Origin of the sequence: Pengzhenrongella frigida (assembly GCF_004168625.1) — a bacterium.
In the GTDB taxonomy this organism is placed as follows: domain Bacteria; phylum Actinomycetota; class Actinomycetes; order Actinomycetales; family Cellulomonadaceae; genus Pengzhenrongella; species Pengzhenrongella frigida.
The window spans coordinates 1-21585 of sequence record NZ_SDWW01000012.1 but is presented as its reverse complement, the minus strand read 5'-3'; the positions used below and the strand labels follow the sequence as shown (position 1 = coordinate 21585).

Here is a 21585-nt window from a genome sequence, read left to right as displayed (position 1 = left end):
GTCCCGGTGCCTGCGGCGGCCCCGATTCACCCCACGATGACCCCATGAAGCTCGCAGCGCACATCGAGGACCGGAGCCCGCGGGGGATCGCTGCGACCGTCGCGCGCCTGGTGCGCTCGGGTGAGCTGCGCGCCGGCGACCGGTTGCCGACGGTGCGCGAGCTCGCCGTGGACCTGGCGGTCAGTCCCGCCACCGTGAGCGGGGCGTGGCAGGCGCTGTCCGCCGTGGGGCTGGTCGTCTCGCGCGGCCGCGCCGGGACGTTCGTGCTGCCCGAACCCGCCGGGTGGCTGCCGCCGCGCTACCGGGACCTGGCCACGGACGGGCCGCCGGCACGCCTGGACCTGTCGAGCGGCACCCCGGACCCCGAGCTGCTCCCCGCGTTGGCACCCGCCCTGGCCCGGGTCTCGGCGCGGACCACCGCCGCCGAGACCGGCACCTACCTCGCACCCCCGACCATCGAGACCCTCGAGCGGCTCCTGAGGTCGACGTGGCCGTTCCCTCCCCAACGGGTCACGGTCGTCGACGGCGCGCTGGACGCGATCGGGCGCACGCTCGAGCAGGTGGCCGGGTTCGGGGCCCGGGTCGCCCTCGAGGACCCCGGCTTCCCGCCCGTCTTCGATCTCGTCGAGCAGCTCGGGCTCGAGCGCGTCCCGGTGCCCGTCGACCGGCACGGCATGGACCCGGCGGGGCTCGCGGACGCGCTCCGGGCCGGTGCGCGCGTGGTCGTCCTGCAGCCGCGCGCGCAGAACCCGACCGGGGCCAGTCTCACCGCGACGCGGGCGCGTGAGCTCGCGGTGGTCGTGCGGCAGTGGGGCGCGGACCCGCCGGCGCTGGTCATCGAGGACGACCACTCCAGCGAGATCGCCACGGCGCGGACCGTCAGCCTCGGGACCTTCCTGCCCGATCGCGTGGTGCACGTGCGGTCGTTCTCGAAGTCGCACGGACCCGACCTGCGGATCGCCGCGGTCGGCGGCCCCGCCGCGGTGCTGGACCGCCTCGTGGCCCGCCGCATGCTCGGGCCGGGATGGACGAGCCGGTTGCTCCAGCGCGTCCTGGTCGACCTGCTGACCGACGGCGCGGCGCTGGAGGCGGTCGCCGACGCGCGGCGTGCGTACTTCGCCCGCCAGCGGGCGCTGTGCGTCGCGCTCGCGCTGCACGGGCTGCACGTCCCGCCGGGCGACGGGATCAACCTGTGGCTGCCGGTGCGGGACGAGGCGGTCGCCCTGGTCCGCCTCGACGCCGCCGGCATCCGGGTGGCCCGCGGTGCACCGTTCTTCGCCGGGCCGCGGGCCGAGGGTTCCGGCGGTCATGTCCGGGTGACGGTCGGGATGCTCCGTGGGGACGTCGACGCGGTCGCCCACGTGCTGGCGCTCGCAGCACTCGGCTGACCGGCCTAGGGTGGCTCCCGGAACCCGGCCCGTCCTTGGCCCGGAACGCCACCTCGACTTGGGTGGCTGGTCCGTCGGGCGCGACGTGCGCCCCCACCCGTCGCCGTCGACGCCTCCCCGCCTCCGCGAACCTCGTCGGTGACGCACGTCGTCCCATGCCAAGGAGCTCATCTCATGCCGTCCTCGACTTCCGCCTCCCTCCGCGCCCGACGGCGACCCGTGCTCGCCGCCACCGCGGGTGGCGCCCTGCTGCTCGCTCTGACGGGCTGCGGGACCTCGACGCCCGACGCCGCCGCGGAGCCGGAGACGACCGCCGCGGCCGTGGCGGAGGCGTTCGACCCCGTCACCCTGGACAACTGCGGCACCGAGGTCACGGTCGAGTCCCCGCCGACGCGGGTGATCACGGTCAAGTCGACCGCGACCGAGATGCTCCTGGCCCTCGGCCTGCAGGGTGCGGTCATCGGGACGGCGTTCGCCGACGGCCCGGTCCCGGCGCCCTACGCCGCCGCGTACGACGCGATCCCGGTGCTGTCCGACAACGTGCCCGGCCAGGAGGCCGTGCTCGGCGCCGATCCCGACTTCGTCTACGGCGGCTGGGAGTCGAACTTCTCGGCCGATGCCGCCGGCGACCGCGGCGACCTCGCCGACCTCGGCATCGGGACCTACGTGTCGCCTGCCGCGTGCAAGGCCCCCGAGTACAAGCCGGACCCGCTCACGTTCGACGAGGTCTTCGACGAGATCCGCGAGGTCGCCGCGCTGTTCGGCGTCCCGGACCGGGCCGAGGCGCTCGTCGCCGGGCAGCAGGACCTGCTCGCCACGGTCGAGAAGCCCGCCACGCCGACGACGGCCCTGTGGTACAGCTCCGGCACCGACACGCCGTATGTGGGCGCCGGGATCGGTGCACCCCAGATGATGCTGGACGCCGCCGGTCTGACGAACATCTTCGCCGACGTCCACGACACCTGGACCTCGGCCGGCTGGGAAGAGGTCGTGGCCGCCGACCCCGACGTCATCGTGCTGGTCGACGCGACCTGGAACACCGCCGCGAAGAAGATCGAGCTCCTCGAGGCCAACCCCGCCACCAGCCAGCTCACCGCCGTGCGGGAGCACCGGTACCTGACGGTCCCGTTCCCGGCCGCCGAGGCCGGGGTGCGCAACGCCGAGGCCGTGGTGAGCCTGTCCACGCAGCTCGCCGCGCTCGACCCGGTCGGCTGAGACCCCGGTGGACCGGTCCGGGTGGCGCCCCCCGTTGGCCGTCCTGGTCATGGTGGGGCTCGTCCTGCTCGTCGTCACCGTGCTCGTCACGGTGACGATCGGGCCGGCCGAGATCGCCGTCCCGGACGTCGCGCGCAGCATCGCCGGCCACCTCGGGCTCGGCGACGCGGGCGTCCCGCGGCTCGTGGACGCGATCGTGTGGGACCTGCGGCTGCCCCGGGTGCTCACCGCCGCGGCGGTCGGCGCGGGTCTGGCTCTCGCCGGCGCCGTCATGCAGAGCCTGACCCGCAACGCGCTGGCCGACCCGTACCTGCTGGGGCTGTCCTCCGGAGCCTCGCTCGGCGCGGTGGCGGTGCTCATCCTCGGGGTCGGCCTGCTGCTGCCGGTCGCGGCGTTCGCGGGCGCGCTCGTGGCCCTGGTCGCCACCCTCGCCCTGGCCCGCACCCACGGCGTCCTCACCCCCGGGCGGGCCGTCCTGGCGGGGCTGGCCGTCTCCCAGCTGTGCGCGGCGGGCACCTCGTTTGTCATCTTCTGGACCGCCACCGGCGACTCCTACCGCGAGATCATCAGCTGGTTGATGGGCTCCCTGGCCGGCACGACCTGGTCGTCGGTGGCGATCTCGGGGGTCGCCCTGCTCCTGGTCGGCGCGGTCCTGCTCGCCAGCGCGGTGCGGCTGGACGCGTTCGCGTTCGGCGACACGTCCGCCGCGGCGCTCGGCATCGACGTCGAGCGCACCCGGTGGACGCTGATGACCCTCGTCGCGCTCCTCACCGGCGCGATGGTCGCCGTGAGCGGCGCGATCGGGTTCATCGGCCTGGTGCTCCCGCACGCGGTCTCGGTGGTCACCGGCCCCGCCCACCGGCGGCTGCTGCCGGTCGCGGCGCTCGCCGGCGCGGTGTTCCTCATCTGGGCGGACACCGCGGCGCGCACCGTGTTCGACCCGCGGGAGCTCCCCGTCGGCATCATCACCGCACTCGTCGGCGTGCCGGTCTTCGCGGTGCTGCTGCGCCGGGGTCGGGGTGCCGCATGGAGCTGACGATCGACGGGGTGCGGACCCGGCTCGGCGGTCGCTGGGTGGTCGACGGGATCGACGCCACCCCGCCGACGGGCGCGCTGACCGGCCTGCTCGGGCCGAACGGCTCGGGCAAGACCACGCTGCTGCGCCTGATCGCGGGCCTGCTCACCCCCGAGGGGGGTGCGGTGCTGGTGGGCCGCGCCGATCCCGACCCGGCTGCTGCCCCGGTCCCCGTGCACACGCTCGGGCGGCGGGCCCGGGCGCGCCGGATCGCCCTGCTCGAGCAGGAGTCGGCCAGCACGGTCCCGCTGTCGGTCCGCGAGGTCGTCGCCCTCGGTCGCATCCCCTACCGCACGCTGTGGGGCGCCGATCCCGACGACGGCGCCGTCGATCGCGCCCTGGACAACGCCCGCGCGACCCATCTCGCGGACCGCGCGTGGTCGGACCTGTCGGGCGGCGAACGACAGCGGGTGCACATCGCGCGCGCCCTCGCCCAGGAGCCGGACCTGCTGCTCCTCGACGAGCCCACCAACCACCTCGACGTCAGCGCGCAGCTGAGCGTGCTCGCGTTCGTGCGCGGCCTGCCCACCACCACGGTGGCCGCCCTGCACGACCTCAACCTCGCCGCGACCTTCTGCGACCACGTGCTGGTGCTGTCCGACGGGCACCTGGCCGCCGCGGGCGACCCGCGCGAGGTGCTGCGCCCCGACCTGATCCGCGCGGTCTACGGTGTCGACTGCGACGTGCTGACCCATCCGCGCACAGGCCGACCCGTCATCGCGTTCGCCGCGCAAGAGCCCGCCCGGGACACGTCGCACAGCCGCGAGACGACCCTGGAGGATGCGCGATGAAGGTCACTGTGCTCTCGGGCGGCGTCGGCGGGGCGCGCTTCACCCGGGGCCTGCTCGCCCACCTGCGCATGCCGGACGTCGGCCGCGGCCGCCCGTCCGAGGTGACGGTCATCGCCAACACCGGGGACGACCTATGGCTGCACGGCGTGCGGGTGTGCCCGGACCTCGACACGCTGATGTACACCCTGGGCGGCGTCGTGCACGAGGAGCAGGGCTGGGGCCGCCGGGGTGAGAGCTCGCACATGGCCGCGGACCTGGCGGGCTACGACGTCGGCGGTGACTGGTTCACCCTCGGCGACCTCGACCTCGCCACGCACCTGGCCCGCACCCAGCTGCTGCGCGAGGGGCTGCCGCTCTCGCAGGTCACCGAGCGGCTGTGCCGCCGCTGGCAGCCCGGTGCCCACCTGCTGCCGATGTCCGACCAGGAGGTCGAGACGCACGTCGTGGTCGACGGACCGGACGGGGGCGAGCAGCTGATGCACTTCGAGGAGTGGTGGGTGCGCCATCGCGCGGCGCCGGCCGCACGCCGGTTCGTCCAGGTCGGCCTCGACACGGCGAGCGCCGGACCCGGCGTCCTGGCCGCGGTGCTCGACGCCGACGTCGTGATCCTGCCGCCGTCGAACCCGGTCGTGTCCGTCGGCACGATCCTCGCCGTGCCCGGCGTCCGCGCCGCGCTCGAGGCGACGACGGCGCCGGTGGTGGGCATCTCCCCGATCGTGGGCGGGGCCGCGGTGCGCGGGATGGCGGACCAGTGCCTGCGGGCGATCGGCGTCGAGACGTCGGCCGCCGCGGTCGCCCGCCACTACGGCCGACGCGCCGAGGGCGGGGTGCTCGACGCCTGGCTGGTCGACACCGTCGACGCCGGTGCCGCCGCCGAGCTCGCGGCGGACGGCTGGCGCGTCGGGGTGGCGCCGACGCTGATGACGGACGTGCCGGCCACCGCCCGGATCGCGGCCGCGGCCCTCGCGCTCGTGCTCGGCTGACTGCAGAGCGCTACGGCAGTGGTTCGTCGCGGGCCGGTGGCCCGCTGGTGCCGTGCAGCGCCCGACGCGTGCGGGTGCCGACGCCGAGGGTGAGGGCGACCTCGAGGTCCGCCCGGACGTCGACGTCGTTCGCGAGGCCCGACCCCGGCGGGACGACCAGACGCACGTGCCCCCGGGCTTCATGGGCGCCGGCCGAACCCGGCCCGAACGCCGGGTCCACCGGTTGCCCCGGCAGCGCCGTCAGCAGCGTGGTGCCCGTGCCGGCGGCGTCGGCCACGAGCGCGAGCGGGTGCGACGCGGCCTGCACGAGCGCCGCCTCGAGATCGGCAGCGCGCAGGGCCGGCAGGTCGCCCAGCAGCACCGCGACCCCGTGCGCCGGTGCGACCAGGCGGGCCCGGTCGAGGCCGGCCCGCACGGCGGGGTTCAGCCCCGCCGGATCCGGCTCGCCGACGACGTCGAGCACCACCGGGGCGCTCGCCCCACGCACGGCGCGGCGCGCGGCGTCCGCGGTCCGCCGGTCGGCGGTGACCACGATGATCCGGTCGACCACGTGGACCGCGGCGCCCGCGGCGAGGGTGTCCCCCACCATCGCGCGGGCGAGGGCCGCCCGCGGGCCGGGCTCGAGCCAGTCCGCCAGCCGCGTCTTGCCCTCGCTCGCGGCCTTGATCGGGACGACGAGCGTCCAGCGCAGCTCGGTCACGCGTCCACCTCAGGGACGCTCGCCGCTGGCGGCGTCCTTCCACCCTCGGGCGTACGCCTCGGCGGTGCCCTGGGCGAACATGTCCTGCTCGCCCAGCCGCACGAGCGAGCGCGCACCGGGACCGTCGCCGTCGGTCAGCAGGTGCGCGAGGCCCCGCACGACCGCCACCGGGCGCCCGGCGGACTTGCCCTTGACGAGCTCGGCCGCCGCGGCGATCTCGTCGCCGACCGCCGTCAGGGTGGCGGTGAGCACCCGCCCGTGGCTGTCGTGGCCGCCGCGCAGGTCGTCGAGCACGGTGAGGCCGGCGGCCCCGATGGCCAGGTCGGTGACGCCCTGTCGCCACGGCCGTCCCGCCGTGTCCGTGATCAGCACCCCGACCGTGACGCCGAGCCGGTCCCGCAGCCCGGCCCGCACGGCCCGCGCGGTCGCGTCGGGGTCGAGCGGGAGCAGCAGGATGGTGCCCTCGGGGGTGTTGCTCGCATCGACGCCCGCGGCTGCCATCACCAGCCCGAGCCGGTTCTCCACGATCCGGGTCACGCCGCCCGGGTGCTCGCGGGTGGCCACGACGCGGACGGTCTCGTCGGTGATCGCCTGCTCGCGGTCGCGCGCGGCCACCACTCGCCCCTCGGCCTTGGACACGATCTTCGAGGTGATGACCACGACGTCGCCGTCGCGCACGTCGCCCAGCACCTCGGCGAGCAGCGCGACGAGGTCGTCGCCGCCGCCGACCTCCGGCAGCCCGTCCGGGGCCCAGACGGTGAGCGGCCCGAGCCCCTGACCGGTCATCGCCGCGGTCACCGGACCAGGGCGGGGAGCACGTCCCGGCCGAAGGTCTCGATCCACTCGCGCTGGTTGCGCCCGACGTTGTGCAGGTAGATCCGGTCGAAGCCGAGGTCGACGTACTTCTGGATCTCGGCACGGTGCCGGTCGGGGTCGGCCGAGATGATCATGCGTCCGGCGAAGTCCTCGGGGCGGACCAGCTTGGCCATCTGCTCGAAGTCGAACGGCGAGCGGATGTCGGCCTTGGGGAACTTCATCCCGCCGTTCGGCCACTCGGTCATGGCGTTCGCGAGCGCCACCTCGTCCGTCTCGGCCCACGACAGGTGCAGCTGGAGCACCCGCGGCATGGTCGAGGGGTCCTTGCCCGCCTCGCGCGCGCCGTCGTCGAACTTGCCGAACAGCCCGGCGATCTTCTCCAGCGGTGCACCGACCGTGATCAGCCCGTCCGCCATCCGGCCCGCCCGCTTGGCGGTGACCGGTCCCGCCGTGGCGACCAGGATCTCGGGGGCGACCTCAGGCATGGTCCACAACCGGGTCGACTCGAGCTTGTAGAACGGGCCCGAGTGCTTGACGTCCTTGCCGGCGAGCGAGCCCGTGAACAGCTTCTTGATGATCTCGATGGCCTCGAACATGCGATTGATGCGCTCGGGGGCCTCGGGCCAGTACCCGGCCACGACGTGCTCGTTGAGCGCCTCGCCGGAGCCCAGACCGAGCCAGTGCCGGCCCGGGTACATCGCCGCGAGCGTCGCGGACGCCTGGGCCACCATCGCCGGGTGCCACCGGAACGTCGGGGCGGTCACGCCCGGTCCGATGTCCCCGCGGGTCCGCTCCCCCAGCGCGGCGAGCACGTTCCACACGAACGCGGACTGCCCCTGGGCCGGGACCCAGGGCTGGAAGTGGTCGGCCGCCATCACTCCCGAGAAGCCGTTCGCCTCGGCGAAGGCGGACAGCTCGATCGCTTCCGTCGGGTGGAACTGCTCGAGCATCGCTGCGTAGCCGACCGTCAGACCCTGCGCCACCGGAGTGTCTCCCTCATGTGCGATGAACTGTCCGGGCCGAGCGTATCTGGGGTGGCGCGGGAGGTAGCCGTGACCGCACGGCGGGTCTGGGAGGATGTCTGACCATGAGCAACACCCAGCCGATCGAGCCCACGTCCGCCACCCCAGCCCCGCGAGCCGCCGGTCCGCAGGTACCGGACAAGGTGTCCCTCGCCGGGCTCGAGGACCGCTGGGCGGCGAGCTGGGACGCGCAGCGGACCTACGCGTTCGACCGGACGGCCACGCGCGAGCAGGTCTACTCGATCGACACCCCGCCGCCGACCGTCTCCGGCTCGCTGCACGTGGGGCACGTCTTCTCCTACACGCACACCGACATCGTGGCCCGGTTCCGGCGGATGAGCGGCCGCGAGGTCTTCTACCCGATGGGCTGGGACGACAACGGCCTGCCGACCGAGCGCCGCGTGCAGAACTACTTCGGGGTGCGCTGCGACCCGTCCCTGCCGTTCGACGCCGACTTCACCCCGCCCCAGGTGGGCGGCGAGGGCAAGAGCACCCGGGCCGCCGACCAGGTGCCGATCTCGCGCCGCAACTTCATCGACCTGTGCGAGCAGCTCACCGTCTCGGACGAGCGCGAGTTCGAGTCCCTGTGGCGCTACCTCGGCCTGTCGGTCGACTGGGAGCACCACTACCAGACGATCTCGGGCGAGTCCCGCGCCGTCGCGCAGCAGGCCTTCCTGCGCAACCTCGCCCGCGGCGAGGCCTACCAGGCCGAGGCCCCCGGCATGTGGGACGTAACCTTCCAGACCGCCGTCGCGCAGGCGGAGCTCGAGGCACGCGACTACCCGGGCGCGTTCCACCGGGTCGCGTTCCACCCGGCCCCCGACGCGTCCGGCGCACCCGCCGCGCCGCTGTACATCGAGACCACCCGGCCCGAGCTGCTGCCCGCCGCGGTCGCGCTCATCGCCCACCCGGACGACGAGCGCTACCAGCACCTGTTCGGCACCACGGTCCGCTCGCCGCTGTTCGGCGTCGAGATCCCGGTGCTCGCGCACCGCGGCGCCGAGCCCGACAAGGGGTCGGGCATCGCGATGTGCTGCACCTTCGGCGACCTGACCGACGTGGTGTGGTGGCGTGAGCTGCAGCTGCCCGCGCGCTCGGTGATCAGCCGCGACGGCCGCCTGCTGCGCGAGACGCCCGCCTGGCTGACCGTCGAGGCGGGCGCCGACCCCGGCGCGGTCGCGCTGTGGGCCGAGATTGGTGGCAAGACGACGTTCTCCGCCCGGACGGCCGTGGTCGACGCGCTGCGCGCGAGCGGCGACCTCGACGGTGAGCCGGTGCCGACCCAGCGCAAGGCGAACTTCTTCGAGAAGGGCGACAAGCCGCTCGAGATCGTCACCTCCCGCCAGTGGTACATCGGCAACGGTGGTCGGGACGAGGCGCTGCGCGAGCAGATGCTCGCCCGCGGCACCGAGCTGGCGTTCCACCCCGACTTCATGCGCGTGCGCTACGAGAACTGGGTCGGCGGCCTCAACGGCGACTGGCTGGTCTCCCGGCAGCGGTTCTTCGGCGTGCCCATCCCGGTCTGGTACGCGCTCGACACCGACGGCGAGGTGCTCTACGACGCGCCGATCGTGCCGCGCGAGGACCAGCTGCCGATCGACCCGTCGAGCGACCTGCCGGCCGGGTACTCAGCCGACCAGCGCGGCGTGCCCGGCGGCTTCGTGAGCGACCCGGACGTCATGGACACCTGGGCGACGAGCTCGCTCACGCCGCAGATCGCCGGTGGCTGGCGCACCGACCCCGACCTGTTCGCGCGCGTGTTCCCGATGGACCTGCGCCCGCAGGGCCAGGACATCATCCGCACATGGCTGTTCTCGACCGTCGTGCGCTCGCACCTCGAGCACGGCTCGCTCCCCTGGGCGAACGCCGCGATCAGCGGCTGGATCCTCGACCCCGACCGCAAGAAGATGTCGAAGTCGAAGGGCAACGTGGTCACCCCGCGCGGCCTGCTCGAGGAGCACGGGTCGGACGCCGTGCGCTACTGGGCCGCCTCGGCCCGCCTCGGGACCGACGCGGCCTTCGAGATCGGGCAGATGAAGATCGGCCGCCGGCTCGCGATCAAGGTGCTCAACGCGAGCAAGTTCGCGCTGACCTTCGGCGGTGACCGCGGGCTCGCGATCGACCCGGCGCTCGTCACCGACCCGCTCGACCGCGCGATGCTCGCGGGCCTCGCCGACGTCACCGACCGCGCCACCGCCGCCCTGACCGCCTACGACCACACCCGGGCGCTCGAGGTCACCGAGACGTTCTTCTGGGCGTTCTGCGACGACTACCTCGAGCTCGTCAAGGACCGCGCCTACGGCGGCGGGGCGATCGAGATCTCCGCGGCCACCGCGTCGGCCCGCGCCGCCCTCGGCCTGGCGCTGGACACCTTGCTGCGCCTGTTCGCCCCCGTCCTGCCGTTCGCGACCGAAGAGGTCTGGTCGTGGTGGCAGACCGGGTCCGTGCACCGGGCCCCGTGGCCCGTGGCCGCGCCGCTGCGCGCGGTGGCCGACGGCGCCGACCCGGCCCTGCTGGGGTCGGCCGGCGCCGCGCTCGCCGCGCTGCGCAAGGTGAAGTCGGAGGCGAAGGTGTCGATGCGCACCGAGATCGCCCGCGCCGAGCTCGTCGTCCCGAACGGCAGCGCCACCGCCCTCGAGACCGTCGCCGGTGACCTCCGGGCCGCGGGCCGCGTGGTCGGCGACCTCGTGCTGGTGCCGGGGCCCGACGGCGGCGAGGGCGTCGAGGTCCGCGTGGCCGAGCTGCTGCCGACCCCGCCGAAGCCCCCGAAGTCGCAGGAGTAGGCCCAGAACGACGCGGGCTCCGCGAGGTCAGCCGACCTCGCGGAGCCGGGCTTGGTCACCCGACTGGCTCACCAGCCGCTCGCTCGGGGTGCCCGGGTCGGACCACCGCAGCACGGCCCCGACGCCGTCGATGAGCTCGACCAGCCCGTCGCCGGCGAACGTCACCCCGGCGTCCTGACCGAGCGCGGCCCGCACCAGAGCGATCTCGGCGGGCAGCTCGCGCGCGTCGTCGGTCACCCCGATGGCCTCGAGGGCTGCTCGGTCGAGGCCGATCTGGAGCGGCTCCGGGCCGACCCAGACCGTGCGGTTCGCGAGCGACGACTCCTGCCCCGGCACCGGCTCGGCCAGCACGAGGTCGCGCACCTGTCCCCGACGCAGGACCTCCACGACATCGCCGAGCTCGGTGACGGCGCCCTCGTCACGCCCCTGCTCCTGCCGGAAGACGCTCAGCACCTGCTCGCGGCGCCGGATCCGGAACTGCTCGAGCGACTCATGCATCTTGTGGGCGAAGACGTCCGCCTTGACCCCCTGCGCCCGGGACCCGCCGGGGACCTCCACCAGCAGCTCCGCCGCCCGCTGCCCGACGGCGTCCCGCACCAGCGAGATCGCCCGCACGTCACCGGTGACCAGGACGACCTCGGGCTCGCGTGCCGCGACCACCCGGTCGATCTCGGCGGCGACGGCCTCGGCATTGCGCTCCCAGGAGTCCTCGGCCCGGGTCTGCATGCGCCGGTGGGACATCCCGCCCTCGCGCATCTTGTGCACGACGTCGTGGCCACCCTCGACCGCCTCGTGGCCCCCGCCCGCCGCCTGTCCGGACGGACCGGGCCAGGACAGGTCGGCACCCTGCCGGTCGACCTCGACCAGCAGGTACTCGACGGCCTGGTCCGCGGCACGGACGGCCGGGAGCAGCGCCGGCACGTCGCCGTACACCGCCACCGACCGGGCCGGCGGTTCGGCGAGCACGCGATCCACGCACACGCCGTCGACGTCAGCGATCAGCACCCGCCCGTGCGGCCCTGCCACCCAGGTCGGGCGCGCGATCTGGTCGCCGAGCCCGTCCAGGATGCGCGCAGGCGCCCCGGCGGACTCCAGGTCGCGTCGCAGCCCCCTCCACCGGTCCATGGCCTCGGTCTCGCCGGCGGAGGCCGCGCGGGTGGCGTCGAGGTAGACGGTGGTGAACGGGCCGGTACGTCCGAGCAGGGGCTTCAGCCACTGGAGTTTCATGGGCATCGCCTTCGGGTCTGAGGATCCCGGCACACGGCTCGGCGTAGCCGGGGCTGACCTCCCCACCCTCGCGCCAAAGGCCCGGTCGGCGCTACCCCTGGACCGGTTAGGGTCTTCCTAGTCCCCCTTCCTCTGGAGCCATTGCCATGCGCGAGTCCGTTTCACCGAGCCTGGTCGACGTCCCGGCCACGACGAGCATCCCTACGGTGCTCGCGCAACGCGTGGCCCGGGCACCCCACGGCACCCTCGCCGAGCGGAAGTCCGGCCTCGGCGGCGCCTGGCTCCCGGTGTCCGCGCGGGCCTTCGCCGCCGAGGTCGCCGCGGTCGCCAAGGGGCTCGTGGCATACGGCATCGCTCCCGGCGAGCGCGTGGCCCTCATGTCGCACACCCGCTACGAGTGGACCATCCTCGACTTCGCCATCTGGGCCGCCGGGGCCGTCAGCGTGCCGGTGTACGAGACGAGCTCGATGGATCAGGTCCGCTGGATCATGGCCGACGCCGACGTCCGCCTCGCGATCGTCGAGACCCCCGCGCACGCCGCCCTCGTGGCCGAGGCCCGCACCCGGCTCCCCCAGCTGGACGACGTGCTGATCATCGATGCCGAGGCCGTGGCGACCCTCGTGGCCGCCGGCACCGGGGTGGCCGACGCCGAGATCGAGCGCCGCAGCGCCCTGGCCGGCATGGACGACCTCGCCACGATCATCTACACGTCGGGTACCACCGGTCGCCCCAAGGGCGTCGAGCTGACCCACGGCAACTTCGTGAGCCTGGCGCTGAACGGTGTCGGGGGGCTCGGCGAGGTCTGCGCGCAGCCGCACTCCCGCACCCTGCTGTTCATGCCGCTGGCGCACGTCTTCGCGCGCTACATCGAGGTGATGTGCATCGCGTCCGGGACCGTGCTCGGGCACACGCCCGACACGAAGAACCTGCTCCCCGACCTGCAGTCGTTCCGGCCGAGCTTCCTGCTCGCCGTGCCGCGGGTCTTCGAGAAGGTCTACAACTCCGCCGAGCAGAAGGCCGGCTCCGGCGTCAAGCTACGGCTGTTCCGGTGGGCAGCGAAGGTCTCGATCACCTACTCGCGCGCGACGGAGACCGCTGAGGGCGTCTCCACCGTCCTGCGCGCCCAGCACGCGGTGGCGGACCGGCTGGTCTACTCCAAGCTGCGCACGACCCTCGGCGGCCACGTCGAGTACGCCATCTCGGGCGGGGCGCCGCTCGGCGAACGCCTGGGTCACTTCTACCGCGGCCTCGGCCTGCAGGTGCTCGAGGGCTACGGCCTGACCGAGACCACCTCGGCCACCGCCGTCAACCGGACCGACGCGATCAAGATCGGCACCGTCGGCCCGCCGTTCCCGGGCGCCTCTCTCCGGATCGCCGACGACGGCGAGATCTGGGTGTCCGGCAGCCACGTCTTCCCCCGCTACCACAAGAACCCCGAGGCGACGGCCGAGGCGCTCGTCGACGGCTGGTTCCGCACCGGCGACCTCGGCACGCTCGACGACGACGGGTACCTCCGGATCACCGGGCGCAAGAAGGAGATCATCGTCACCGCGGGCGGCAAGAACGTCGCGCCGGCCGTGCTCGAGGACCGCCTGCGGGGCCACCCGCTGGTGAGCCAGGTCGTCGTCGTCGGCGACCAGCGGCCCTTCATCGCCGCCCTGGTGACCATCGACGCCGAGATGCTGCCGGGCTGGCTGGCGGCCCACAACCTGCCGCCGATGGACGTGCCCACGGCGGCCGCCCACCCGGACGTGATCGCCGCCCTCGACCGCGCCTCGATCCGGGCCAACACGGCCGTCTCGCGGGCGGAGTCCATCCGCAAGCTGTCCGTGCTGAACCTCGACTTCACCGAGGCGAACGGCTACCTCACCCCGTCGATGAAGGTCAAGCGCAGCGCCGTCCTGCGTGACTTCGCCGGTCAGGTCGACGCGATCTACGGCGGTCCGGTCACCACCACCGTCTGAGGCGCCGCTCCAGCGCGCGGATCAGGGGCGCGGATCACGGACGCAGGTCACGGTCGCGCAGATCAAGGACGCGCGTTCGCGATCTCTTCGTGGTGCCGGATGACCTCTTCGACGATGAACCCGAGGAACTTCTCGGCGAACACCGGATCGAGCCCCGAGTCCTGGGCGAGCCGGCGCAGCCGCTCGATCTGCTGGGCCTCGCGACCCAGGTCCGACGGCGGCAGGCCTTCCCGCGCCTTGAGGTGACCGACCTGCTGGGTGGCCTTGAAACGCTCCGCGAGCAGGTGCACGAGCGCGGCGTCGATGTTGTCGATGCTCTGCCGCAGCGACGCGAGCTCGGGCGGTAGGGCAGCGCCGACCATCCGCGTCACGCGCTCTTCTCGCGCGGCCGTTTCGTGGCGGCGGGGATCTCGCGGGGCACGAGCGTGGGGTTGACGTTCTCCAGCACGACCTCGCGCGAGATCACCACGCGGGCGACGTCGTCGCGGCTGGGGACGTCGAACATGACCTGCTGGAGGACCTCCTCCATGATGGCGCGCAGTCCGCGCGCCCCCGTGCCGCGCAGCAGGGCCTGGTCGGCGATCGCGTTGACCGCGTCGTCGGTGAAGTCCAGCTCGACGCCGTCGATCTCGAACATCCGCTGGTACTGCTTGACCAGGGCGTTGCGGGGTTCGGTGAGGATCCGGACCAGCGCCTCCCGGTCGAGCGGCGACACCGTGGTGATCACCGGGACCCGGCCGATGAACTCGGGGATGAGCCCGAACTTCAGCAGGTCCTCCGGCATCACCTCGCCGAACACGTCCACATCGTCGATGGAGTGCAGGGACGCGCCGAAGCCGATGCCGCGCCGGCCGGCGCGCGAGGTGATGATCTCGTCGAGACCCGCAAAGGCACCGGCCACGATGAACAGCACGTTCGTCGTGTCGATCTGGATGAACTCCTGGTGCGGGTGCTTGCGCCCACCCTGGGGCGGGACCGACGCCGTCGTGCCCTCGAGGATCTTCAGGAGCGCCTGCTGCACGCCCTCCCCGGAGACGTCGCGGGTGATCGACGGGTTCTCGCTCTTGCGGGCGATCTTGTCGATCTCGTCGATGTAGATGATGCCGGTCTCGGCCTTCTTGACGTCGTAGTCAGCGGCCTGGATGAGCTTGAGGAGGATGTTCTCGACGTCCTCGCCGACGTAGCCCGCCTCGGTGAGCGCGGTGGCGTCCGCGATCGCGAACGGCACGTTCAGCATCTTGGCCAGCGTCTGCGCGAGGTAGGTCTTGCCGCAGCCGGTGGGGCCGATCAGCAGGATGTTCGACTTCGCGATCTCGACGGCGTCGGCGTCCGAGCCGGGGCCGCGCGCGGCCTCGCCGACCTGGATCCGCTTGTAGTGGTTGTACACGGCCACGGCGAGGGACCGCTTCGCGGGCTCCTGACCGATGACGTACTGCTCGAGGAAGTCGAAGATCTCCCGCGGCTTGGGAAGCTCGACCATGGCGACCTCGGTCGCCTCGGCGAGCTCCTCCTCGATGATCTCGTTGCACAGGTCGATGCACTCGTCACAGATGTACACGCCAGGCCCGGCGATGAGCTTCTTGACCTGCTTCTGGGACTTGCCGCAGAACGAACACTTGAGAAGGTCGGCGCCGTCTCCGATGCGAGCCAAGGCCGTCCCCTCTCTCCGGGTCGTCTGCCCTTGCAGCGGACGAGGTACCACGCGTGCGATCGGGACCGAGCGGTCCGCGCCTTTCCCATTGCACACCACCGACGGCCCAATGTCGCATTCAACACCCGCCCGACGCCGGCTCGTTGTCGTCATCGCCGGTGCGAACCGGACGTGAAGACAACGAGCCGCCGTCAGCCGGGCGACGGCCGTCGCGGTGGGCGGCGCCGTCAGGCGGAGACGACAGCCGGCGCCTTGCGGCTCTCGAGCACCTGGTCGACGAGGCCGTACTCCTTGGCCTCGGCAGCCGTGAGGATCTTGTCCCGCTCGATGTCGTTGCGCACCTGGTCCACGGTCCGACCCGAGTGCATGGCGAGCGTCTCCTCGAGCCACTCCCGCATGCGGATGAGCTCGTTCGCGTGGATCTCGATGTCGGACGCCTGCGCGTACCCGCCACCCTCCATCGCCGGCTGGTGGATCAGCACGCGCGCGTTCGGCAGGGCGAGCCGCTTGCCGGGGCTCCCCGCTCCGAGCAGCACGGCCGCGGCCGACGCCGCCTGGCCGAGGCAGACGGTCTGGATCTGCGGCTTGATGTACTGCATCGTGTCGTAGATGGCCGTCATGGCCGTGAACGAGCCGCCGGGCGAGTTGATGTACAGGATGATGTCGCGGTCAGGGTCGGTGCTCTCGAGCACCAGCAGCTGGGCCATGACGTCGTCCGCCGACGCGTCGTCGACCTGGACGCCCAGGAAGATGATGCGGTCTTCGAACAGCTTGGTGTACGGGTCCTGGCGCTTGAAGCCGTACGCCGTCCGCTCCTCGAACTGGGGCAGGACGTAACGGCCCGACGGGGCGCCGAAGGGCAGCGCCCGGCCGCCGGCGAGGCGGGCGGCGCTGGAGATGTACTGCGACTCGATGCTCACGGGTTCTCCTCGAACTTCTGGTGGAACGGGCGTCGACGGACCGCTGGGCGCAGGTCTACGTCAGGAGCTGGTCGTGCCGCCACCACCGGCGACGGCCCCGGCGTGGGTGACGACGTGGTCGACGAAGCCGTACTCCAGCGCCTCGGGGGCGGTGAACCAGCGGTCACGATCGGAGTCGGCGTGGATCTGCTCGACCGACTTGCCGGTCTGCCCCGCGATCAGCTCGGCGAGCACGTTCTTCATGTGCAGGATCAGCTGGGCGTTGATGCGCACGTCGGTCGCGGTACCGCCGATGCCGCCGGACGGCTGGTGCATCATGACGCGGGCGTGCGGGGTCGCGTAGCGCTTGCCCTTGGTGCCCGAGGAGAGCAGGAACTGACCCATCGAGGCCGCCATGCCCATCGCCACGGTCGCGACGTCGGGCTGGATGAACTTCATGGTGTCGTAGATCGCCATGCCGGCCGTGATCGAGCCGCCGGGCGAGTTGATGTACAGGAAGATGTCCTTGTCGGGATCCTCCGCTGCCAGCAGCAGCATCTGGGCACAGATCGCGTTCGCGTTCTCGTCGCGCACCTCGGACCCGAGCCAGATGATTCGTTCCTTGAGAAGTCGGTTGAAGATGTGGTCGTTGAGTCCCAGACCTGCGCCTTCGGCCCGCGCGATCATCGGCATCTGCTCGTTCACCAAGGCTCCCTAATTCTGACGTTCGTGCCGGGCCGACCACCGTGTGACGGAGGCCAAACCCGTGCGTGTGCTCCAGACCATAACGCTGCGCCGCCCGCGAGAAGGCCCCGGAAACGGGCCTTTTCGCTGACGGCGCAGCGCGGTCGGTGGGGTGTTGAGCCCCGGTCGGATCAGGCCTTGTCGGTCGTCTCGTCGTCCGCGGCGACCTCGGTGACCTCGTCGTCGAAGACGATGTCGGAGTCCGCCTCGGCGATCCCCGCGGCCTGGGCCGCAGCGAAGATCGACTCGGCCGCCTGGTCGTCGGCGTCAGACCCGATGAACTCGGACAGGTCGACCGCGTTGCCCGCGGCGTCCGTGACGGTCACCTTGCGCAGGGCCACGGCGATCGCCTTGGACCGTGCGACCTCAGCGACCATGGCCGGGACCTGGCCCTGCTCGTCCACCGTCTTGATGAAGGTGTTCGGGTCCATGCCGTACTGACGCGACGCGCTCACGAGGTACTCGAGCAGCTCGTTCTGGCTGACCTTCACCTCGAGCTTCTCGGCCAGCGTGTCCAGGAGGATCTGGTTCTGCAGCGCGGTGGTCGCCTGCACGACGACCTCGGCGCGGTGCTCGGTGTCCTCCGAGCGCCCCTCGGACTCGAGGTGGCGGACGACCTCGGCCTCGACGACGCCGGCCGGGGCCGGGATCGCCGCGGCGGCGAGCAGCTGCTCGACGAGCAGGTCGCGGGCCTGGATGGCCTGGCCGGAGGCCTTGCCCTGGGCGGCCTGCTCGCGCAGGTCGGCCTCGAGCTCGGCCAGGGTGTCGAACTCGCTCGCGAGCTGGGCGAAGTCGTCGTCGGCCGCGGGCAGGTCGCGCTGCTTGACGGTGGTCGCCGTCACGGTGATGTCGGCCTGCTGACCCTCGAGCTCGCCACCGGCGAGCGGCGCGGAGAACGTGGTGGTCTCGCCGGCAGACAGACCCAGGAGCGCCTCGTCGAGGCCCTCGAGCATGTTGCCCGAGCCGATCTGGTAGCTGACGCCGGAGACGTTGTCGACCTGCTCGCCGGCCGCGGTCGCGACCAGGTCGAGCACGACGAAGTCGCCCTCGCCGGCCGGGCGGTCGACGCCGACGAGTGTGCCGAAGCGCTCACGGAGCGCCTCGAGGCGGGTGGCGACGTCCTCGTCGGAGACCTCGAGGTCGTCGACGACGACCGTGAGGGTGTCGAGCTCCGGGATCTCGATCTCGGGACGCACCTCGACCTGCGCGACGAAGTGCAGCTCGCTGGTCGTGTCCGCGATGTCGGGCACCTGGGTGACCTCGATCTCGGGCTGACCGAGCGGGCGCAGCTTGTTCTCGCGCACGGCGGCGCTGTAGAAGGACGCCATCCCGTCGTTGATGGCGTGCTCGAGCACGGCCGCGCGTCCGACCCGCTGGTCGATGATGCGCGGCGGGACCTTGCCCTTGCGGAAGCCGGGAACCGAGACCTGCCCCGCGAGATGCGCGTAGGCGTGGTCGATGCTCGGCTTGAGCTCCTCGTACGGCACCTCGACGGTCAGCTTGACCTTGGTGGCGTCCAGGGTTTCGACGGCGCTCTTCACTTCGGTGGTCTCCCAGTGCTCGGGTGTGATCGGCCGAATATGCCGGCCGGCGGTCTCGTTGGCGCGGGCGCAACAGTTCAGGGGTGATACCCCGCCTCCGCGGCCCGCAGCGGCGCGAGCGGGCATGGAAGACCGCGCGCGCAACCCGACGATGGTACTTCACCGAGCCCACGGGCCACCCGCGGACGAAGAGTGCTGTCCGCGTGCGGTGAGTCGGGATGGCGGGATTCGAACCCACGACCTTCCGCTCCCAAAGCGGACGCGCTACCAACCTGCGCCACATCCCGTGACGGCGGCGAGTCTAGTGCGTGACTCGCGGTCGACGTGCGGGGCCGCTCGTGCTGGACCACTCGTGCCGGGGCGACGCGGGACCGACCAGAGGGAGCGGGATGCGTGACCGGTCCTGGACCGGTCGTGGAGCGGCTAATCTTGGGGCCGTCCGGTGTGCGAACCGGGCTCCGCGGGTGTAGCTCAATGGTAGAGCACCAGTCTTCCAAACTGGCTACGGGAGTTCGATTCTCCTCACCCGCTCCAGTATTTCCGCAGGTCAGCGACCTGCGGCGACCATGTCAGACCCCCGTTGGACCCTTGTCGCAGGCCGTCGTGCCATAACGTGCCATAAGCGACCGGAGGTCCCGCCATGACTGCTCGTACCTCGCACCGCCGCTCGAGCGGCGCCATCCGCCGACTGCCGTCCGGGAGGTGGCAGGCCAGGTACACCGGACCGGACGGCGCGATGCGCACCATCGGCACCTTCGCGGCCAAGGCCGAGGCCGACCAGGCGCTCGCCCACGAGGTCTCCACGATGGCCCGCGGCGGGTGGCGCGACCCACGGCTGGGCGAGCAACCGCTGGGTGAGTGGTTCCGCGGCTGGATCGCGACCCGCACCGACATCGCCGAGTCGACCCATGCGCTGTACGAGCAGGTCCTGGCCACCTGGATCGACGCGCCCATCCCCGTGGCCACGACCTCCGGGCGGCCGCGAGCCATCCATCTGGGGATCCGGACGCTGGCCTCGCTCACGCCCGCCGTGGTGCGGGAGTGGAACCACGCGGTGACCACCGAGTCGACGCGACGGGTGACCGAGCGGTGGGAACGCAGCAGCAAGCACGACACCCGCGTGAACGCGGCGATCCGGGCGTGGGCGGCCGCCTCGGGTGCGCCGCTGGCGCCCACCGGCCGGATCCCCGGGTGGGCGCGGGACGGATGGGCCGCCGCGACCGATGCCTCGGTGCCCGAGCGCCCGATGCGGCGCAACGCCGGCCAGACGGCCGCGACGCAGGCCTACCGGCTGCTGCACGCCGGGATGGCGCAGGCCGTGGCGGACGAGCTGATCGCGACGAACCCGTGCGCGATCAAGGGTGCCGGGCAGCGTGACGCTCATGACCGCGCGGACCGGCGCACGGTCAGCCTCGAGGAGATGTGGGCGCTGGCGGACGGCATGCCCGAGCGGTACCGGGCGTCCGTGATCCTCGCGGTCTGCAGCGGTCTTCGCGCCGGAGAGCTGTTCGCGCTGCAGCGCAAGCACCTCGACCTCGCGGGCGGCGTGGTGCGGGTCGAGCAGTCCCTGGCGCGCAGCCGGCAAGGCCAGAGCTGGTTCAGCGCGCCGAAGACCCGGGCCGGCAAGCGGGCCGTGGTGCTGCCCAAGATCGCGGTCGCCGTGCTGCGGGAGCACATGACCGAGTTCACTCCCCCGGGCCGTGATTCGTTGGTCTTCGGCACGCAGAACGGGACGCCGCTCGCCAGCGGGTCGCGATCGACGATGTTCGCCAAGGCGCGCAGCGCGATCGGGCGCGACGACCTGACGTGGCACGACCAGCGCCACTCGGCGCTCACGCTCGTGGCGTCCACGGGCGCGACCCTGCCCGAGCTGATGGAACGCGCGGGCCACGCGAGCCCGCGCGCCGCCCTCCACTACCAGCACGCCGTCGACGACTCCCAGCGCCGGATCGCGGCGCAGCTGGATGAGGTGCTCATCGAACGGCCGCGGACGGCGTGACACGAGAAGACCGGCGGTGGCCGCGCTGGCAAGCGCGGACACGGACACCACCTAACGACAGGTGTGCGCTTTCGCGTGCCATCTCTGCGGGGACGAGGCATGGCCGCCCTCGGGCGAGGCCCTGATCGGGTGAATCGCGTCGGTTCCCCTTCACGGCGCTCGGCGTCGGTCGATCGGGATCCCAGGATCACGAAGGGGGCCACGTCCGAGATGAGGATCAATGCGGCGTCGACAAACCTGTCGCGCATCGTGGCGGGGCCCGTAGCTTCGGGATCCGCAGCGCAGCAGGCGTACGACAAAGCCGTGAAACACCTGACCGAGGCACAGAAGAAGCTGGCCCAGGACGCCGTGAACCACGCCCCTGACGACACACTCAAAGTCGACCAGGCGATGGTCGAGATGGCGACAATGGCCGTCGCAGCGGCCGCCGCAGCACTCGCGCGCGAGCAGGACCAGAGTCATAGTCCCGCGGCGCCCCCAGCAGCTGCCCTGGATCCTGGGCGCACCCCGGACCAACGCCGCAAGGGCGAGGTCGACGTCTACGCCTGATCATCACTCGGAGACCTATCAGTTGTGGTGGACGGTCAGGAGTCCTAGACCACAACGCCGACGTAGCTGGCGCCCATGATCGTCCGCTAGGCCCTGCGTACCCTGCGACGATGCTCGCCAGACCGCCACTTGCCGACCCATCCTTGTCCCCCGCCGTCATCGCTAAGCCTCGATCCACCGATGACCTGGGGCTCGACGCCCTGACCGGGGTCGTGGGCTGCAGCTCGCGATAGGGCGC

The 21585-nt window shown here is 72.5% G+C and carries 18 protein-coding genes and 2 tRNA genes; 10 read left to right on the top strand and 10 right to left on the bottom strand.

The annotated features are described in order from the left end of the window. Positions 1–44: 44 nt before the first annotated feature. From EUA98_RS06615 to cofD, 5 genes are all read left to right on the top strand, one after another. Complete coding sequence (locus tag EUA98_RS06615) at positions 45–1388, top strand: aminotransferase-like domain-containing protein (RefSeq protein WP_130101883.1); 1344 nt, start codon at positions 45–47, stop codon at positions 1386–1388. A 174-nt stretch (positions 1389–1562) separates the two neighbouring features. After that, positions 1563–2603 (top strand): putative F420-0 ABC transporter substrate-binding protein, encoded by a 1041-nt coding sequence (locus tag EUA98_RS06610; protein ID WP_130101882.1) that lies wholly within the window; start codon positions 1563–1565, stop codon positions 2601–2603. A gap of 49 nt (positions 2604–2652) precedes the next feature. Next, on the top strand, positions 2653–3639 hold the full coding sequence (locus tag EUA98_RS06605) for a putative F420-0 ABC transporter permease subunit (RefSeq protein WP_130101950.1): 987 nt from the start codon (positions 2653–2655) through the stop codon (positions 3637–3639). Further along, complete coding sequence (locus tag EUA98_RS06600) at positions 3630–4469, top strand: putative F420-0 ABC transporter ATP-binding protein (RefSeq protein ID WP_130101881.1); 840 nt, start codon at positions 3630–3632, stop codon at positions 4467–4469. The genes EUA98_RS06605 and EUA98_RS06600 overlap by 10 nt, the downstream gene beginning before the upstream one ends. Beyond that, the gene (gene cofD / locus EUA98_RS06595; RefSeq protein WP_130101880.1) at positions 4466–5452 is read left to right on the top strand and encodes a 2-phospho-L-lactate transferase; all 987 of its coding nucleotides are present in this window, start codon (positions 4466–4468) and stop codon (positions 5450–5452) included. The genes EUA98_RS06600 and cofD overlap by 4 nt, the downstream gene beginning before the upstream one ends. 10 nt (positions 5453–5462) lie before the next feature. Here the strand turns inward: cofD and cofC are convergent, their stop codons facing one another. The 3 genes from cofC to EUA98_RS06580 are packed head-to-tail and all read right to left on the bottom strand — an operon-like array spanning position 5463 to position 7951. Further along, complete coding sequence (gene cofC / locus EUA98_RS06590; RefSeq protein WP_130101879.1) at positions 5463–6152, bottom strand: 2-phospho-L-lactate guanylyltransferase; 690 nt, start codon at positions 6150–6152, stop codon at positions 5463–5465. A 9-nt stretch (positions 6153–6161) separates the two neighbouring features. After that, a complete protein-coding gene (locus EUA98_RS06585; protein WP_130101949.1) occupies positions 6162–6938 on the bottom strand; it encodes a coenzyme F420-0:L-glutamate ligase in 777 nt (258 codons plus the stop codon). Positions 6939–6946: 8 nt separating this feature from the next. Further along, positions 6947–7951 (bottom strand): TIGR03557 family F420-dependent LLM class oxidoreductase, encoded by a 1005-nt coding sequence (locus EUA98_RS06580; RefSeq protein ID WP_255424285.1) that lies wholly within the window; start codon positions 7949–7951, stop codon positions 6947–6949. 104 nt (positions 7952–8055) lie between these two features. On the opposite strand from EUA98_RS06580, the gene valS reads away from it, so the two are divergent. Continuing rightward, entirely contained in the window at positions 8056–10773 is a 2718-nt protein-coding gene (gene valS / locus EUA98_RS06575) for a valine--tRNA ligase (RefSeq protein WP_130101878.1), read from the top strand. 27 nt (positions 10774–10800) lie between these two features. Here valS and EUA98_RS06570 read toward each other — a convergent pair whose 3' ends face one another. Next, positions 10801–12000 carry a baeRF2 domain-containing protein gene (locus EUA98_RS06570; RefSeq protein ID WP_130101877.1) on the bottom strand — a complete coding sequence of 400 codons (1200 nt, stop codon included), beginning with the start codon at positions 11998–12000 and terminating at the stop codon, positions 10801–10803. A gap of 146 nt (positions 12001–12146) precedes the next feature. On the opposite strand from EUA98_RS06570, the gene EUA98_RS06565 reads away from it, so the two are divergent. Continuing rightward, positions 12147–13964: an AMP-dependent synthetase/ligase gene (locus EUA98_RS06565; protein WP_130101876.1), complete on the top strand. Its 1818-nt coding sequence runs from the start codon at positions 12147–12149 to the stop codon at positions 13962–13964. Positions 13965–14026: 62 nt separating this feature from the next. On the opposite strand, the gene EUA98_RS06560 is transcribed toward EUA98_RS06565, so the two are convergent. The 6 genes from EUA98_RS06560 to EUA98_RS06535 form a co-directional block, all read right to left on the bottom strand. Then, complete coding sequence (locus EUA98_RS06560) at positions 14027–14326, bottom strand: chorismate mutase (RefSeq protein ID WP_130101947.1); 300 nt, start codon at positions 14324–14326, stop codon at positions 14027–14029. A 5-nt stretch (positions 14327–14331) separates the two neighbouring features. Continuing rightward, entirely contained in the window at positions 14332–15615 is a 1284-nt protein-coding gene (gene clpX / locus EUA98_RS06555) for an ATP-dependent Clp protease ATP-binding subunit ClpX (protein ID WP_130101875.1), read from the bottom strand. A gap of 227 nt (positions 15616–15842) precedes the next feature. Continuing rightward, positions 15843–16535 carry an ATP-dependent Clp protease proteolytic subunit gene (locus EUA98_RS06550; protein WP_130101874.1) on the bottom strand — a complete coding sequence of 231 codons (693 nt, stop codon included), beginning with the start codon at positions 16533–16535 and terminating at the stop codon, positions 15843–15845. Positions 16536–16595: 60 nt separating this feature from the next. Beyond that, positions 16596–17219, bottom strand: coding sequence for an ATP-dependent Clp protease proteolytic subunit (locus EUA98_RS06545; protein ID WP_130101873.1), 624 nt, complete (start codon positions 17217–17219; stop codon positions 16596–16598). A gap of 170 nt (positions 17220–17389) precedes the next feature. Then, positions 17390–18799 (bottom strand): trigger factor, encoded by a 1410-nt coding sequence (gene tig, locus EUA98_RS06540; RefSeq protein WP_130101872.1) that lies wholly within the window; start codon positions 18797–18799, stop codon positions 17390–17392. 213 nt (positions 18800–19012) lie between these two features. Next, a tRNA-Pro gene (locus tag EUA98_RS06535) sits at positions 19013–19086 on the bottom strand. 173 nt (positions 19087–19259) lie between these two features. Here EUA98_RS06535 and EUA98_RS06530 point away from each other — a divergent pair. From EUA98_RS06530 to EUA98_RS06520, 3 genes are all read left to right on the top strand, one after another. Then, positions 19260–19333 (top strand) — tRNA-Gly (locus EUA98_RS06530). A 106-nt stretch (positions 19334–19439) separates the two neighbouring features. After that, on the top strand, positions 19440–20798 hold the full coding sequence (locus EUA98_RS06525) for a tyrosine-type recombinase/integrase (protein WP_130101871.1): 1359 nt from the start codon (positions 19440–19442) through the stop codon (positions 20796–20798). 303 nt (positions 20799–21101) lie between these two features. After that, positions 21102–21347, top strand: coding sequence for a hypothetical protein (locus tag EUA98_RS06520; protein ID WP_130101870.1), 246 nt, complete (start codon positions 21102–21104; stop codon positions 21345–21347). Positions 21348–21585: the final 238 nt, after the last annotated feature.